This window comes from Aeromonas enterica (genome assembly GCF_054052465.1).
The window spans coordinates 85,076-99,839 of the sequence record NZ_JBSTYL010000013.1 but is presented as its reverse complement, the minus strand read 5'-3'; the positions used below and the strand labels follow the sequence as shown (position 1 = coordinate 99,839).

The 14,764-nt window shown below is 58.3% G+C and carries 14 protein-coding genes; 3 read left to right on the top strand and 11 right to left on the bottom strand.

Going from position 1 to position 14,764, the window contains the following annotated elements:
* Nucleotides 1-27: 27 nt before the first annotated feature.
* The 11 genes from atpA to mioC all read right to left on the bottom strand — a co-directional run bounded on the left by atpA (nt 28) and on the right by mioC (nt 9,565).
* Entirely contained in the window at nt 28-1,569 is a 1,542-nt protein-coding gene (gene atpA / locus ACW5XD_RS14570; RefSeq protein ID WP_005319624.1) for a F0F1 ATP synthase subunit alpha, read from the bottom strand.
* A gap of 15 nt (nt 1,570-1,584) precedes the next feature.
* Nucleotides 1,585-2,118 (bottom strand): F0F1 ATP synthase subunit delta, encoded by a 534-nt coding sequence (gene atpH, locus ACW5XD_RS14565; RefSeq protein ID WP_042873487.1) that lies wholly within the window; start codon nt 2,116-2,118, stop codon nt 1,585-1,587.
* Between the two features lie 13 nt (nt 2,119-2,131).
* Complete coding sequence (gene atpF, locus ACW5XD_RS14560; RefSeq protein ID WP_042873489.1) at nt 2,132-2,602, bottom strand: F0F1 ATP synthase subunit B; 471 nt, start codon at nt 2,600-2,602, stop codon at nt 2,132-2,134.
* A gap of 52 nt (nt 2,603-2,654) precedes the next feature.
* Nucleotides 2,655-2,897: a F0F1 ATP synthase subunit C gene (atpE, locus tag ACW5XD_RS14555; RefSeq protein WP_005307205.1), complete on the bottom strand. Its 243-nt coding sequence runs from the start codon at nt 2,895-2,897 to the stop codon at nt 2,655-2,657.
* A gap of 58 nt (nt 2,898-2,955) precedes the next feature.
* The gene (gene atpB, locus ACW5XD_RS14550) at nt 2,956-3,738 is read right to left on the bottom strand and encodes a F0F1 ATP synthase subunit A (RefSeq protein ID WP_042873491.1); all 783 of its coding nucleotides are present in this window, start codon (nt 3,736-3,738) and stop codon (nt 2,956-2,958) included.
* An 8-nt stretch (nt 3,739-3,746) separates the two neighbouring features.
* Complete coding sequence (locus tag ACW5XD_RS14545; RefSeq protein ID WP_456495483.1) at nt 3,747-4,157, bottom strand: ATP synthase subunit I; 411 nt, start codon at nt 4,155-4,157, stop codon at nt 3,747-3,749.
* A gap of 190 nt (nt 4,158-4,347) precedes the next feature.
* The gene (locus tag ACW5XD_RS14540; protein WP_456495482.1) at nt 4,348-5,256 is read right to left on the bottom strand and encodes a ParB/RepB/Spo0J family partition protein; all 909 of its coding nucleotides are present in this window, start codon (nt 5,254-5,256) and stop codon (nt 4,348-4,350) included.
* Nucleotides 5,253-6,056 (bottom strand): ParA family protein, encoded by an 804-nt coding sequence (locus ACW5XD_RS14535; RefSeq protein WP_042037160.1) that lies wholly within the window; start codon nt 6,054-6,056, stop codon nt 5,253-5,255. The genes ACW5XD_RS14540 and ACW5XD_RS14535 overlap by 4 nt, the downstream gene beginning before the upstream one ends.
* 26 nt (nt 6,057-6,082) lie before the next feature.
* Nucleotides 6,083-6,709 (bottom strand): 16S rRNA (guanine(527)-N(7))-methyltransferase RsmG, encoded by a 627-nt coding sequence (gene rsmG, locus ACW5XD_RS14530; protein WP_456495481.1) that lies wholly within the window; start codon nt 6,707-6,709, stop codon nt 6,083-6,085.
* A gap of 8 nt (nt 6,710-6,717) precedes the next feature.
* On the bottom strand, nt 6,718-8,607 hold the full coding sequence (mnmG, locus tag ACW5XD_RS14525) for a tRNA uridine-5-carboxymethylaminomethyl(34) synthesis enzyme MnmG (RefSeq protein ID WP_456495480.1): 1,890 nt from the start codon (nt 8,605-8,607) through the stop codon (nt 6,718-6,720).
* A 508-nt stretch (nt 8,608-9,115) separates the two neighbouring features.
* Nucleotides 9,116-9,565, bottom strand: coding sequence for an FMN-binding protein MioC (gene mioC, locus ACW5XD_RS14520; RefSeq protein WP_103472774.1), 450 nt, complete (start codon nt 9,563-9,565; stop codon nt 9,116-9,118).
* 374 nt (nt 9,566-9,939) lie between these two features.
* On the opposite strand from mioC, the gene ACW5XD_RS14515 reads away from it, so the two are divergent.
* From ACW5XD_RS14515 to ACW5XD_RS14505, 3 genes are all read left to right on the top strand, one after another.
* Nucleotides 9,940-12,045 carry a TonB-dependent siderophore receptor gene (locus tag ACW5XD_RS14515; RefSeq protein ID WP_456495479.1) on the top strand — a complete coding sequence of 702 codons (2,106 nt, stop codon included), beginning with the start codon at nt 9,940-9,942 and terminating at the stop codon, nt 12,043-12,045.
* A gap of 84 nt (nt 12,046-12,129) precedes the next feature.
* Nucleotides 12,130-13,776, top strand: a complete 1,647-nt coding sequence (locus ACW5XD_RS14510) for a multidrug ABC transporter permease/ATP-binding protein (protein WP_456495478.1) — start codon at nt 12,130-12,132, stop codon at nt 13,774-13,776.
* Nucleotides 13,777-13,822: 46 nt separating this feature from the next.
* A complete protein-coding gene (locus ACW5XD_RS14505) occupies nt 13,823-14,587 on the top strand; it encodes an ATP-binding cassette domain-containing protein (protein WP_456495477.1) in 765 nt (254 codons plus the stop codon).
* Nucleotides 14,588-14,764: the final 177 nt, after the last annotated feature.

Here is a 14,764-nt window from a genome sequence, read left to right as displayed (position 1 = left end):
GGTGGCAGCTCGCGCTGCCACACACGCTTACCAGGTCTGGGTTGCCTTGAAGTCATCCAGCAACGCAGTCAGCTTGCCAACGATCGCGTCGTTGTAGTCGGCTTTGGCATTGATTTCAGCCATCAGCTCAGCATGCTGGGTATTGGCGTAAGAGAGCAGAGCGGCTTCGAAGTCGACGATCTTGTTCAGCTCGACATCGGAGAGATAGCCTTTCTCGGCGGCGAACAGCACCAGCGACTGCTGGGCCACGCTCATCGGAGAGTACTGTTTCTGCTTCATCAGCTCGGTCACTTTCACACCGTGATCCAGCTGCTTGCGAGTTGCCTCGTCCAGATCGGAAGAGAACTGGGCGAATGCCGCCAGCTCGCGATACTGGGCCAGTGCGGTACGGATACCACCAGACAGCTTCTTGACGATCTTGGTCTGAGCGGCACCGCCCACACGGGATACGGAGATACCCGGGTCAACCGCCGGACGAATACCGGAGTTGAACAGCTGTGACGTCAGGAAGATCTGACCATCGGTGATGGAGATCACGTTGGTCGGTACGAATGCAGACACGTCACCGGCCTGGGTTTCGATGATCGGCAACGCGGTCAAAGAACCGGTCTGGCCTTTCACGGCACCATTGGTGAACTTTTCTACGTACTCGGCGTTGACGCGAGCAGCACGCTCAAGCAGACGGGAGTGCAGATAGAAAACGTCACCCGGGTAGGCTTCACGTCCTGGCGGACGGCGCAGCAGCAGGGAGATTTGGCGATAAGCTACGGCCTGCTTGGACAGGTCATCATAGATGATCAGCGCGTCTTCACCGCGGTCACGGAAGTACTCACCCATGGAGCAACCGGCATAGGGTGCCAGGTACTGCAGGGCAGCGGCTTCAGACGCAGAAGCAACAACGACGATGGTGTTGGCCAGCGCGCCGTGCTCTTCCAGCTTGCGCACCACGTTGGCGATGGTGGAGGCCTTCTGGCCAATCGCAACGTAGACACACTTAATGCCGGAGTCTTTCTGGTTGATGATGGTGTCGATCGCAATGGCGGTCTTGCCCACCTGACGGTCACCGATGATCAGTTCACGCTGGCCACGACCGATTGGGATCATGGCATCGATGGCTTTCAGACCGGTCTGAACCGGCTGGTCAACGGACTTGCGCTCGATAACGCCCGGGGCGATCACTTCGATCGGCGAGAAGCCGTCGTTTTCGACCGGACCTTTACCATCGATCGGCTGACCCAGGGTGTTCAGCACCCGGCCCAACAGACCACGACCGACCGGCACTTCCAGAATACGGCCAGTGCCTTTTACTTTCATTCCTTCTGACAGACCGTCATAGGAACCCATGATCACAGCACCGACGGAGTCACGCTCCAGGTTCAATGCCAGAGCGAAGCGGTTGCCCGGCAGCTCGATCATCTCACCTTGCATGGCATCGGCCAGGCCGTGAATACGAATGATACCGTCGCTCACAGAGACGATGGTACCTTCGTTACGCGCTTCGCTTTTGACATCAAACTGCGCGATGCGCTGCTTGATAAGCTCGGCGATTTCAGTGGAATTCAGTTGCATGCTCTAATACCCCAATCAAGATTGCAGCGCGTCAGCCATGCGATCCAGCTTACCGCGGACAGAGCCGTCGATTACCAGATCACCGGCCTTGATGAGCACCCCGGCCATCAAGGACGCATCCATGCTGCAATTCAGCTTCACTTTGCGCGCGAGACGTTGTTCCAGAGAAGCCTGAATAGCGGCTTTCTGCTGGTCGGTCAGTTCGGTCGCCGAAATCACGTCAGCCTGAACTTCTTTATCCAGTTCAGCCTTGAACGCGACGAATTCAGCAACGACCGCCGGCAGCACACCCAAGCGACCATTCTCAGCCATCACCCGGATCAGGTTCTGGCCATGCTCGTCGAGTTGCTCACCACAGATACCGACAAAGAGATTTGCCAGTTCTTCGGCAGCGACAGAGCCGTTCACCAGGTTGTGAATGGTTTCGTTCTCCGCTACTTGTGCAGCGAAGCCGAGCATCCCCAGCCACTGGTCAACCGCCTTGTGCTCAACGGCAAACTCGAAAGCAGCCTTGGCGTAGGGGCGAGCGATTGTAGTCAGTTCAGACATAGCCCCGTTCCCGTTACAGTTCTGCTACCAGTTTGTCGACGATGTCGCTGTTGGCAGCCTGGTCGATGTGACGCGCCAGGATCTTCTCTGCACCAGCAATGGCAAGAGCAGCAACCTGCTTACGCAGTTCTTCTTTGGCACGATGACGTTCAGCTTCGAGCTCGGCGCGGCCCTGAGCCAGGATTTTTTCCCGCTCAGTCTGGGCTCCGACAGCAGCCTCATCAATGATCTGGGCTTTACGTTTGTTAGCCTGTTCAATGATTTCTGCAGCCTGGAGCTTGGCTTCTTTCAGCTGATCGGTGGCGTTGGCCTTGGCCAAATCCAGATCTTTCTTGGCACGCTCTGCGGAAGAGAGACCATCAGCAATTTCTTTCTGACGGGCTTCGATGGCTGCCATCAGCGGCGGCCACACGTACTTCATGCAAAACACTACGAAGAAGAAAAAAGCAATTGCTTGGCCGAGGAGGGTGGCGTTGATATTCACAGCCTATGTCCTCTTAGTTAGTTAATGGGTTATGCCTGGGAGTCGTTGAGACTTAGCCAGCAACCGCAAACATCACGTACAGACCCAGACCAACGGCGATCATCGGGATCGCATCCACCAGACCCATCACGATGAAGAACTGGGTACGCAGAACAGGGATCAGGTCAGGCTGACGAGCTGCACCTTCCAGAAACTTGCCACCCAGGATACCGATACCGATGGACGCGCCGATAGCCGCCAGACCCATCATCATTGCAGCAGCGATGTACAGCAGGTCCATGTTCAAGTTTTCCATGAGGATCTCCATTTATTTAGATGTAATTGATTGTATAAAAAGGATTATTTGAGTTGCATCAACCATGGTCTTCTTGTGCCATCGACAGATATACGATGGTCAGAACCATGAAGATAAACGCCTGCAAAGTTATGATCAGGATGTGGAAAATTGCCCAAGGCACGGACAGGATCCACTGTGACCACCAGGGTAACAAACCCGCAATCAGGATAAAGATCAGTTCGCCAGCATACATGTTGCCGAACAGTCGTAGACCCAGAGAAACAGGTTTGGAAATCAACGTGACGGTTTCAAGGATGAAGTTAACCGGGATGGCAGCAGGGTGGTTGAAAGGCTGAAGCGTCAGCTCCTTCACAAACCCGCTGATACCCTTGACCTTGATGCTGTAGTACAGGATCAAGAAGAACACGCCCAAAGCCATGGACATGGTGATGTTAACGTCAGCAGAGGGAACCACACGCAGATAGGGAACACCCATCAACTGTGCAGCGTGGGGGATAAAGTCAACGGGGATCAGATCCATGAGGTTCATCAGGAAGATCCACACAAACACCGTCAGGCCCAAAGGTGCGATGACCTTGTTACGACCGTGAAAGATGTCCTTGACGTTACCACTCACAAACTCGACCAGCATCTCCACAAAGCACTGCAGCTTACCGGGCACACCGCTGGTAGCGTTGACGGCTACACGGCGGAAAGACCAGATAAACAGAGTGCCCAACAGAACAGAAAATATCATTGAGTCGACATTGACTGTCCAGAACCCAGACCCGACTTGCAGATGGGTCAGATGGTGGGAGATATATCCCTGAGGAGTCAGGACTTCTCCGGTTGCAGACATGAGTTTTCCTAATAGTGGTTGTTAAGCGTGAATGAGACTATCCACTGTACAACGAGGGCGAGGATATAAGTGGCAAAGAACGAGGCGGTATCGACCTCGATCGCGGCGCCAAACATCAGGGCGAAAAGTCCTGTTGTAGTAATGAGCTTAATCCCTGCCCCACCATAAAAGTCCCGCAGAACCAGGCCCACACTCTCCTTCGTCACCTTGCGGCGCAGAACCCAGAGTGTGAACAGGGCTTGAGGAACCCAGTACATGCTCCCCCCATAGAGGGAGGAACGTCCGGCAAACGCACCGGCCTGGTAAAACCAGACGGTACTGATCGCCAGGATCAGGACGAGCTGACAAACGAGCATAGCCAAGGCCAGCGTCAAACCTTCCAAGGCTATTTTCTGCTTCACCAACCTACCCCTGAACATTACAGAACTGTAAAAAATCGGGATCCGAAGACCCCGTGTTTACAGCCCTAAAAGCCGGTCAAATTATACCCTTGAAGACAGCTATTGCAACATGGCAAAAATCCTTAATTTTTGCGGCTTTCCGCACAGAATCAAGGTTATGTCCATATCAAAAGGAATGGATGTTTTATTACTACAAAAAGCGTAAAAATCACGTTTCTGACAGGCCGAAATAGCCCAATACCCGGTCCAAATCTGCCAAGTTCTCGTAACTAATTACTAACTTGCCACTATCCTGCTTCCCCGGCTGAAGTTGTACCGGATTGCCAATTTTTTCTGAAATCTGGCGCTCCAGGTAACCAAACTGGGGATCACGGATCGGTTCAACCTTGGCTTTTGCCGGTTCCAGCGCTTTTTGAACCAGTTTCTCGGTATCTCGCACTGTCAGCCCCTTCTGGGCAACCAGCTTGGCCAGCTCGGACTGGGCCTGTCCGCTCAAAGCCAGCAGGGCGCGAGCATGACCCATGTCGAGGTCACCGTGCTCGACGAACCGCTTTACATCCTCGTTGAGCTGGTTGAGGCGCAACAGGTTGGTGACAGTGGTGCGGGACTTGCCTACCGCCTCGGCCACTTGCTGGTGGGTCAACTCGAATTCGGTCAGCAGCCGCTGCAGGGCAACCGCCTCTTCGATGGCATTGAGATCTTCGCGCTGGATGTTCTCAATCAGCGCAATGGCGACGGCCGCCTCGTCGGGCACATCCTTGACGATACAGGGCACCACATCGAGCCGGGCCAGCTGGGAGGCACGCCAGCGTCGCTCGCCAGCGATGATTTCGAAGGATTGCTCACCGAGGGGGCGCACCACGATCGGCTGGATCACGCCCTGGGCGCGGATGGAATTGGCCAGGTCTTCCAGTGCATCCTGCGACATGTCCTTGCGTGGCTGGTACTTGCCGGACTGCAACCACTCCACCGGCAGCCTGCGCAGCTCCCCCTGATTGGTGGGGGCCATGGCCTGCTCGGTACGCTGGTCGCTCATCACCTGTTTCTGGCGCGCGGCCGTGCTGGTGCTGAGCAGGGCATCCAGCCCCTTGCCCAGTCCACGTTTTTTCGGCGTCATATGCTCTCTCGGTCTGCGATGGTCACCTGACGCTCCTGCTCCTGGCGGCGCAGCATCTCGCCCGCCAGCGCCAGATAGGCCTTGGCGCCCACCGATGATTTGTCATAGTGCATGGCCGGGGCACCGAAGCTCGGCGCCTCCGCCAGTCTTACGTTGCGGGGGATGATGGTGCGATAGACCTTGTCCCCGAAATGCTGTTTCAGCTGATCGGACACATCATTGGCCAGCCGGTTGCGGTGATCGAACATGGTGCGCAGCACCCCTTCGATCTTCAGCTCCGGATTGACCACGGCTGCCAGCTTGCTGATGGTGTCAACCAAGGCGGTAAGCCCTTCCAGTGCATAGTATTCACACTGCATGGGCACCAGCACGGAATCGGCGGCGGCCATGGCGTTCACGGTCAGCATGTTGAGAGAAGGCGGGCAGTCGATGAAAATATAATCGTATTTGTCCCGAACCGAGGCCAGCGCATTGCGCAGGCGGATCTCGCGGGCAAAGAATTCCATCAGGCGAATTTCAGCCGCGGTCACGTCGGCGTTGGCGGCGATGAGGTGATAGCCCCCCGAGGTTTCGGGGATGATCACCTCGCCAATGGGGGCGTCTTCGATCAGCAGCTCATAGGCGGTGCGTTCGACTTCGTACTTGTCGACGCCGCTGCCCATGGTGGCATTGCCCTGCGGATCCAGATCGATCACCAGCACCTTGCGCCGGGTGGCGGCCAGAGAGGCGGCCAGATTCACACAGGTGGTGGTTTTACCCACTCCACCCTTCTGGTTGGCTATGGCGATGACTTTTCCCACACTATCCCCTAAATGAAACTGCGACCCTATTCGGGCTGGACATGTTTGAATTCCAGCAGATGACGTTCGCCTTCCAGTTCCGGCACCACCAGTTGATGGGAGGCGACCAGACGTATGTTGGCAGGCAGTTGAGCCAGCTCGGGCCCCGGGTATTGTCCCTTGAGCGCCAAAAAGCTGCCCTGGGCTGACGGCAGATGATGACACCAGGTCAGCATGTCCTCCAGCGAGGCAAAAGCCCGACTGAGTACCGCATCGAAGCCCACCTCGGGCCGATACTCTTCAACCCGGGATTTGACGGGCGTCACATTGGTCAAACCCAGCTCCTGGATCACCTGGCGGATGAAGTTGATCCGCTTGCCCAGACTGTCCAGCAGCACAAACTGCTTGTCCGGATTGATGATGGCCAGCGGCAAGCCAGGCAGTCCTGGACCAGTGCCCACATCGATGAAACGTTCACCGTGCAGGTGAGGGCTCACCACCAGGCTGTCGAGGATATGCTTGACCAGCATGGCGTCCGGATCACGCACCGAGGTGAGATTGTAAGCCTTGTTCCACTTGTGCAGCAACTCGACAAGCTGAACCAACTGGGTCTTTTGGGTGTCGGTGATAACAATACCGGCCTGCATGAGCAGGCCGTTCAATCTTTCCAGCATGGGGATCCTCAGGCGGTTTTACGCAGCAGGCCGTGTTTTTTCAGGTGAACCAGCAGGATGGAGATGGCTGCCGGGGTGATGCCGGAGATGCGGGAAGCCTGACCTATGGTCTGCGGCCTGGCATCGCTCAGCTTGGCGATCACCTCGTTGGAGAGACCGTTGACGTCGCGGTAGTTCATGTCCAGCGGCAACAGGGTGTTCTCGTTGCGCAGCTGTTTCTCCACCTCGTCGTGCTGACGTTCGATGTAACCGGCGTACTTGATCTGGATCTCCACCTGATCGGCGGCGGCGCGATCGCTCAGCGCCGGACCCACGCCTTCGATGGCCATCAGCGCATCGTAGGTCACCTCGGGACGACGCAGCAGCTCTTCCAGACTCTGCTCGCGGGTCAGCGGGGCATTGACCAGCGCGTTGACCGCCTCCAGCGACGGATGTTGCGGATGGATCCAGGTCGAACGAATGCGCTGCTGCTCCAGCTCCACCTGTTCCACCTTGGCGTTGAACTTGCCCCAGCGCTCGTCATCCACCAGACCCAGCTCGCGGCCGATGGCGGTCAGGCGCAGGTCGGCGTTGTCTTCCCGCAGCAGCAGGCGATATTCGGCGCGGCTGGTGAACATGCGGTAGGGCTCGCGGGTCCCCAGGGTGGAGAGATCGTCCATCATCACGCCCATGTAGGCCTGATCCCGGCGCGGATGCCAGGGATCCTTGTCCTGGGCACGCAGACCGGCGTTCAAACCGGCCATCAGGCCCTGGGCCGCGGCCTCTTCGTAACCCGTGGTGCCGTTGATCTGGCCGGCGAAGAACAAGTTGCCGATGCATTTGCTCTCCATGTTGGCCTTGAGATCCCGCGGATCGAAGAAGTCATATTCGATGGCGTAGCCGGGGCGGGTGATGTGGGCATTTTCGAAACCACGAATGGAACGCACAATCTGCACCTGCACGTCGAATGGCAGGCTGGTGGAGATCCCGTTCGGATAGAGCTCGTGGGTGGTCAGGCCTTCCGGCTCGACAAAAATCTGGTGTGCCGTCTTGTCCGCGAAGCGGGTGATCTTGTCTTCGATCGACGGGCAGTAGCGCGGACCGATCCCTTCGATCACCCCGGCGTACATGGGACTGCGATCCAGATTGTTGCGGATCACGTCGTGGGTACGCTCGTTGGTGTGGGTGACGTAGCAGGGCACCTGACGGGGATGCTGGCTGGCGTTGCCGATAAACGAGAAGACAGGGCGCGGATCATCGCCGTACTGGGCCTGCATAACGGAGAGATCGACGCTGCGTGCATCGATCCGCGGCGGTGTACCCGTCTTGAGACGATCGATGCGCAGCGGCATCTCGCGCAGCCGTTGAGCCAGGGTGATCGAGGGAGGATCCCCGGCACGGCCGCCCTTGTAGTTTTCCATCCCGATGTGGATCAAGCCATTCAGGAAGGTGCCTACGGTCAGCACTACCGTCTTGCCGCTGATGCGGATCCCGCTCTGGGTCACCACACCGGCAACACGATCCCCGTCCATGATCAGATCGTCACAGGCTTGCTGGAAGATCTTCAGGTTCGGATAGTTCTCGAGCATCTGGCGAACGACGGCTTTGTAGAGCAGTCGATCCGCCTGAGCACGGGTGGCTCGTACCGCGGGTCCCTTGGAGGAGTTCAGGGTACGGAACTGGATCCCGCCAAGATCTGTGGCTCGCGCCATGATCCCGCCGAGGGCGTCAACTTCCTTGACCAGGTGTCCCTTGCCGATCCCACCGATCGCCGGATTACAGGACATGTGTCCCAACGTATCGATATTGTGGGTCAGCAACAGGGTATTCAGACCCATACGGGCTGCCGCTGTTGCTGCTTCGGTTCCTGCATGACCGCCACCGACGACGATCACATCAAATTGTTCATGGTATTGCATTGGGATCACCTTGATCTGCACGTCTGAAGATCGTTGTTTGCCTGGGCTCGAGGGCGGAACATTCTATCTGTTTCGCGTCCAGAGGGGAACGTCTACTTAACGGTCAGTATGGAGGGAGGATCCACTTAATAGATCTTAAGGATCTTTAGATCGATCTTTTATTGGATCTTTTATTAGGATCCACCATTTCTGTTGATAAGCGCTTTTTGATCATAAAGATCATCTGCTTAAAGGCGATCTCAGCTTGTGGAAAAGCTTGGATCCTGGCCCCGTGAACAGGGGGATAACCAGTGCTTTTATACACAGGCGGCTGGCGGGCTGGATCTCATACATGGATAACTATAGGTTTTGCAGAGCTTTACACTGTAGTTATGCACATTACCCCCGGTCGTTGTGGGTAACCATGTAGAACAAGTCGTCAGGATCAATCTGTTAATAACCTGGTGGATAGCGATCTGGGGATAAACGGGGAGATCAAGACTTTTCTGCCGGATCTCCCAGGCCCTGATCAGGCGATCAATGGCATCCAGCCCTGGATCCAGGCTTCGGCGGCATCTTCCGGGATCTCGTGCTGGGTGACATCTATGTCGAGACGATCCCCGATCCGGCTGGCGCCGCACTCGGCCAGCAGCCGATCCAGCGTCTTGCCACCCTGGCAAAAGGTGTCATAACTGCTGTCGCCGAGGGCGATCACGCCATATTTCAAGGCATTAAGATCCGGATGCTGCTCGGCAAGATCCTTGGCGAAGGGTTGCAGGTTGTCGGGCACATCGCCAGCGCCGTGGGTGGACGTGACCACCAGCAGGATGGCGTCCGGTTCGGCCAGCACCTCGGCCAGCGTGGCCGGATTGTGGATCTCGGCCTGATGGCCTGCCTGTTCCAGCAGGTTGGCGACGTGGTCTGCGACATATTCGGCGGCGCCCAGCATGGAGCCGACGACGAGATTGAGTTTGGCCATGGAATGGATCCTGAAAAATGCGGAACCCGGATTCTACCGTCAAAGGGTGTGGATAAATATGGATAAAGCTTGGGGATAATGGATCCTCTTTTCTTTCCTTATATAAAGCAGGATCCCTCGCTTTCTTCTTTCCTCCGATCTTTTTAGCAGAGATGCCCCTGTCTGCTCCCTTCCTCTTCTGCCCGAAAGTCGCCTGCCTGATACGTTAAGTAACAATGCAGATGCAAATGATTAGCAATTATTGAATCGATTCGATCATGGCTCCTGTAGTAGCATGACGCTGCTTTATTCGCCTGAGGAACCGGGCCGACCGGCATGACCGGGCACCAATAATAAGAAACCAGAAACAACTCATTGATATTTGAGACACTTATATGATTGCGCAAAAAAACACCCCAATCGCAGCGATGCGAAAGAGAGGGGCACAGCATCTGCTGCCGCTCTCCTGCCTGCTGGCAAGCCTGCCAGTACTGGCTGAACAACCGAAAGAACTGCCCGAGGCCAGCGAAACCATGGTGGTGACAGGCACCGCCATGAAGGTGGAAGTGCCCATGGCCGAGACGCCTCGCGCCGTCTCAGTGGTCAACCGCGAGGATCTGGATCAGCGCGCCGTGCAGCAGCTTGACGAGTCCCTGCGCTACCGCTCCGGCGTGCTGACCGGCCTCTATGGCTCCGACAACAATACCGACTGGTTCAAGGTGCGCGGCTTCGATGCCGCCTCCTATCTGGACGGCAACCGCCTGTTCGGCACAGGTTACTATGTCTGGACACCCGAGCCGTTCGGCCTGGAGAGCGTGGAAGTGCTGAAAGGGCCGGCCTCGATCCTCTACGGCGAGGCGCCTCCCGGCGGCGTGATCAATGCCATCAGCAAGCGGCCGACCGCCACCCCGCAGGGGCTGCTGGATCTGCAGCTGGGCAGCCGGGATCATCGCCAGATCGGGGTGGATGTCTCCGATGCGCTGACCGACAACAGCCGTTACCGCATGGTTGCCCTCTATAAAGAGCGTGATGGCGTGCTGGATGGCACTTACAACGATCGCGTCTATCTGGCACCGAGCGTGACCTTTGATCTCTCGGATCGCACCAGCCTGACCCTGCTGGCCAGCTTGCTGCACGACGAAGGGGTACCGACCAACGGCTTCTTCCCCGTCTACGGCACGCTCAATACCAGCGGCGGCCAGATCGATCCCTCCACCAACCTGAGCCAGCCGGATTACGATCGCAACCGCAACACCCAGATCTCCACCGGCTACGAGCTGGCCCACCAGCTCAACCAGACCTGGGAGTTCAAGCAGAACGTCCGCTTCAACTACAACGATCTGCTGCTGCGTCAGACCTATATCTTCCCGACCTATGAAGGCACCACCGCCTTCCGCGGTCTGGTCTACCGGGATGGCAACACCAAGAGTGCCACCATGGACAACCAGATGGTGGGGTACTGGAACACCGACAGCACGGAACAGACCCTGCTGCTGGGGCTGGATCTGCAGCGTCACGTCAATGAAGGCCAGGAAGCCGACAACTACGGCATGGGCTCCATCAACACCATGAACCCGGATTACAGCGGCTTCCCCGGTTTTGATGAATCCACCGCCACCCACCAGAAGAGCACCAAGGGCCAGAGCGGCCTCTACGCGCAGCACCAGGTTCGCTGGGACGATCGCTGGTTGCTGACCGGCGGCGGCCGCTTCGACTACGTGGAGACCCACAACATCAGCGAAGCCAAGGGCAAGAACGAGAAGCAGTATGATCACGAGCTCTCCCTCTCCGGCAGCCTGATGTACCTGGCCGACAACGGTCTCTCTCCTTATATTGCCTACGCCGAGTCGTTCGAGGTGTTGCCGGGGATAGATCCCAACACCAGTCAATCCTACAAGCCGCTCAAGGGCACCCTGTACGAGACAGGCGTCAAGTACGCGCCCAGCTTCCTCGACGGCTACATCAACCTGGCGCTGTTCGATCTGGAGCAGACCAACTCGCTCGTCTCCACCGGTTCAGGTCAGCAGACCCAGGCCGGCGAAGTGACCTCCCGGGGTGTCGAGCTGGAAGGGAGCGTGCAGGCCACCGAGGCACTGCGTCTGACCGCCGCCTACACCTATACCGATGCCAAGACCAACGACACCGGCAAGGGGGATCGCCGTGCCAGCCTGATCCCGCGCCACCAGGCCTCCTTCTGGGGCAACTACAAGGTGCAGCAGGGTCCGGTTTCCGGTCTGGAACTGGGATCCGGCGTGCGTTATGTCGGCTCCAGTGTCGGCATAGGTGCCGTGAATGCGGACTACACCCCCATCTATGGTTCGGCTCAGGTGTCGGCCCATACCGTGTGGGATGCGATGATCGGGTATGACTTTGCCAAGAACTGGCGAGCCCAGCTCAACGTCAACAACCTGCTGGGTGATACCTATGTGGCGAGTTGTGACTACTACTGCTACTACGGCGAGCCGCGCAGCGTAGTGGGCAGCATCAACTACCGCTGGTAATAGAGGAAGGGTGGGGGCCCAGGCTCCCGCCCTCCTTTTTCCCTGCACATTGCTCCTGGCATATCTCTAGAATACCGGTCCGTTATGGAACTCTTGTCTCTGGTTTACCGCCAATATCGTTGGCCCTTCATCGCCATTACCCTGCTCAGCCTGCTCAGCGCAGTGAGCGGGATCGGCGTCATTGCCTTTATCAATCACTCTCTTGTCGAATCCGTCGGCGATCCGCTGCCGGTACTTGGCCAACTGCTTGGTTTGATACTGTTGCTGCTGGTGATCACACTCGGCTCTCAATTGGCCTTGACTACACTCGGTCATCATTTTGTCTACCGGTTGCGGGGCCGTCTGCTCAAGCAACTGCTGGATACCGATGTCGCCCGCATTCGCCAGCTTGGCCAGGGGCCGCTGCTGGCCTCCCTCTCCAGCGACATAGGCCAGATCACCATCGCCTTCGTGCGCCTGCCCGAGCTGGTACAGGGGCTGGTGCTCACCCTGGGCTCGGCCCTCTATCTCGGCTGGCTCTCGCCGGCCCTGCTCGGCGTCACCGCCCTCTGGGTCACTGTCACCATGGTGGTGGGCTGGCTGCTGGTGAACCGCGTCTATCACCACCTGTCCCATATGCGTCAGGCCGAGGACAGGCTCTACCAGAACTATCAGGCCATCATAGCCGGCAGCAAGGAGCTGGCGCTCAATCGCGAGCGGGCCCATTTCGTCTACCACCAGCTCTATGAGCAGAACGCCCGTGACTATCGCCAGCAGATCATCCGCGCCGACACCTATCACCTGAGCGCGGTGAACTGGTCGAATATCATGATGCTGGGGGCCATCGGCCTGGTCTTCTTCCTGGCCAATGGCCTCGGCTGGGCCAACACCAATGTGGCCGCCACCTTCGCGCTGACCCTGCTGTTCCTGCGCACGCCCTTGTTGCAGGGGATTGGCGCCCTGCCGACCCTGCTCTCCGCCCAGGTGGCATTCGACAAGATAGCCGCACTGGCGCTGGCCGAGCCGGATCCCGACTTCCCGCTGCCGCCCGCGCCCCGTGCCTGGCAACGCATCGAGCTGGAGCAGGTGAGCTTTCACTATCAGGGGGAGGGGGGCTTCGCCGTGGGCCCCATCAATCTGGTGATCGAGCGGGGGGAGCAAGTCTTCATCATAGGCGGCAACGGCTCCGGCAAGTCGACCCTGGCCATGCTGCTGACCGGCCTCTATCAGCCGGTGTCGGGCCGGATCCTGCTGGATGGCGAACCCGTCACGGATCGCAACGCCTATCTGGCGCTCTTCTCCGCCATCTTCACCGACTACCACCTGTTCCAGCACCTGCTGGGGCCCGAGCCCAAGGCCGAGCTGGTGGCCGAGTGGCTGGATCGGTTGCAGATGGGCAGCAAGATCGCCATCGAGGATGGCTTCATCGCCGATATCGACCTCTCCCAGGGTCAGCGCAAGCGGGTCGCCCTGCTGCTGGCGCTGGCTGAGCAGCGCGAGGTGATGCTGTTTGACGAGTGGGCTGCGGATCAGGATCCCCAGTTCCGCCGCATCTTCTATCTGCTGCTGCTGCCGCGCCTCAAGGCGATGGGCAAGACGGTGATCGCCATCAGCCACGACGATCACTACTTCGCGCTGGCCGATCGCCTGCTGGAGATGCGCCAGGGTCAGCTTATCGAGCTGACCGGCGAACGACGCGAGCAGGTCAGCCGGGATGCCGTCGCCCATCTGGATTGCGAGGTGCCGGCTTGATGCCGGCACCGATGAGACTGGCATCAGGCCAGCACAGGAATTGCTTATGTTTGAGATGAAAGCCGCCAGCTTCGCGGTAAATGACCGCCAGCTGCTGCACCCAACGGACCTGCGTTTCGAGCAGGGCCGGGTCTATGGCCTCATAGGCCACAACGGCTCGGGCAAATCCACCCTGCTCAAGCTGCTGGCGCGCCAGCAGCCACTGAGTGACGGCGAGATCCTGTTCGATGACAAGCCGCTGCAGGCGTGGGGCAACCGGGACTTCGCCCGTCAGGTGGCCTATCTGCCCCAGCATCTGCCGAGCGCCGAGAATCTGCTCGGGCGCGAGCTGGTGAAGATGGGTCGCTATCCCTGGCGCGGCCTGCTGGGCCGCATGGGGGAGGAGGATCAGCGTCAGGTCGAGCGGGCCATCGCCCTCACTCATACCGAACGCTTCGCCGACCGGCTGGTGGATACCCTCTCCGGCGGCGAGCGGGGACGGGTCTGGCTGGCCATGCTGCTGGCCCAGGAGAGCCGTTTCATCCTGCTGGACGAGCCGCTGGCCGCGCTGGACGTGGCCCATCAGGTGGAGGTGCTGACCCTGGTCAAGCAGCTCAGTCGTCAGCTTAACCTCGGCGTTATCATAGTCATCCACGACATCAACATGGCCTCCCGCTTCTGCGATCGGCTGGTGGCACTGCACTCGGGCCGCCTGCTCACCCATGGCGAGCCAGAGCGGATCATGACCAGCGAGACCCTGCACGCCATCTATGGCATCCCGATGGAGGTCATTCGCCACCCGGCCCATGACCACGCCATCGCCATCGTTTAGATAAGGCTTGTTATCCCGATGAGTTTATTTGTTCCCATATCACTGCAGACTGGCGAGACCCTGCACTCCATGTACCATGGCCTCCCGATGGAGGTCATTCGCCACCCGGCTCATGACCATGCCATCGCCATTGTCTGACCGAGGGCCTCTCTTGAACCGTTTATTGAAGAAGATGGC

What these genes read in the sequence shown, in the direction of transcription:
- atpA (WP_005319624.1), bottom strand. Translation starts at nt 1,569, where the DNA reads ATGCAACTGAATTCCACTGAAATCGCCGAGCTTATCAAGCAGCGCATC.
- atpH (WP_042873487.1), bottom strand. Translation starts at nt 2,118, where the DNA reads ATGTCTGAACTGACTACAATCGCTCGCCCCTACGCCAAGGCTGCTTTC.
- atpE (WP_005307205.1), bottom strand. Translation starts at nt 2,897, where the DNA reads ATGGAAAACTTGAACATGGACCTGCTGTACATCGCTGCTGCAATGATG.
- atpB (WP_042873491.1), bottom strand. Translation starts at nt 3,738, where the DNA reads ATGTCTGCAACCGGAGAAGTCCTGACTCCTCAGGGATATATCTCCCAC.
- ACW5XD_RS14545 (WP_456495483.1), bottom strand. Translation starts at nt 4,157, where the DNA reads ATGTTCAGGGGTAGGTTGGTGAAGCAGAAAATAGCCTTGGAAGGTTTG.
- ACW5XD_RS14540 (WP_456495482.1), bottom strand. Translation starts at nt 5,256, where the DNA reads ATGACGCCGAAAAAACGTGGACTGGGCAAGGGGCTGGATGCCCTGCTC.
- rsmG (WP_456495481.1), bottom strand. Translation starts at nt 6,709, where the DNA reads ATGCTGGAAAGATTGAACGGCCTGCTCATGCAGGCCGGTATTGTTATC.
- mnmG (WP_456495480.1), bottom strand. Translation starts at nt 8,607, where the DNA reads ATGCAATACCATGAACAATTTGATGTGATCGTCGTCGGTGGCGGTCAT.
- mioC (WP_103472774.1), bottom strand. Translation starts at nt 9,565, where the DNA reads ATGGCCAAACTCAATCTCGTCGTCGGCTCCATGCTGGGCGCCGCCGAA.
- ACW5XD_RS14515 (WP_456495479.1), top strand. Translation starts at nt 9,940, where the DNA reads ATGATTGCGCAAAAAAACACCCCAATCGCAGCGATGCGAAAGAGAGGG.
- ACW5XD_RS14510 (WP_456495478.1), top strand. Translation starts at nt 12,130, where the DNA reads ATGGAACTCTTGTCTCTGGTTTACCGCCAATATCGTTGGCCCTTCATC.
- ACW5XD_RS14505 (WP_456495477.1), top strand. Translation starts at nt 13,823, where the DNA reads ATGTTTGAGATGAAAGCCGCCAGCTTCGCGGTAAATGACCGCCAGCTG.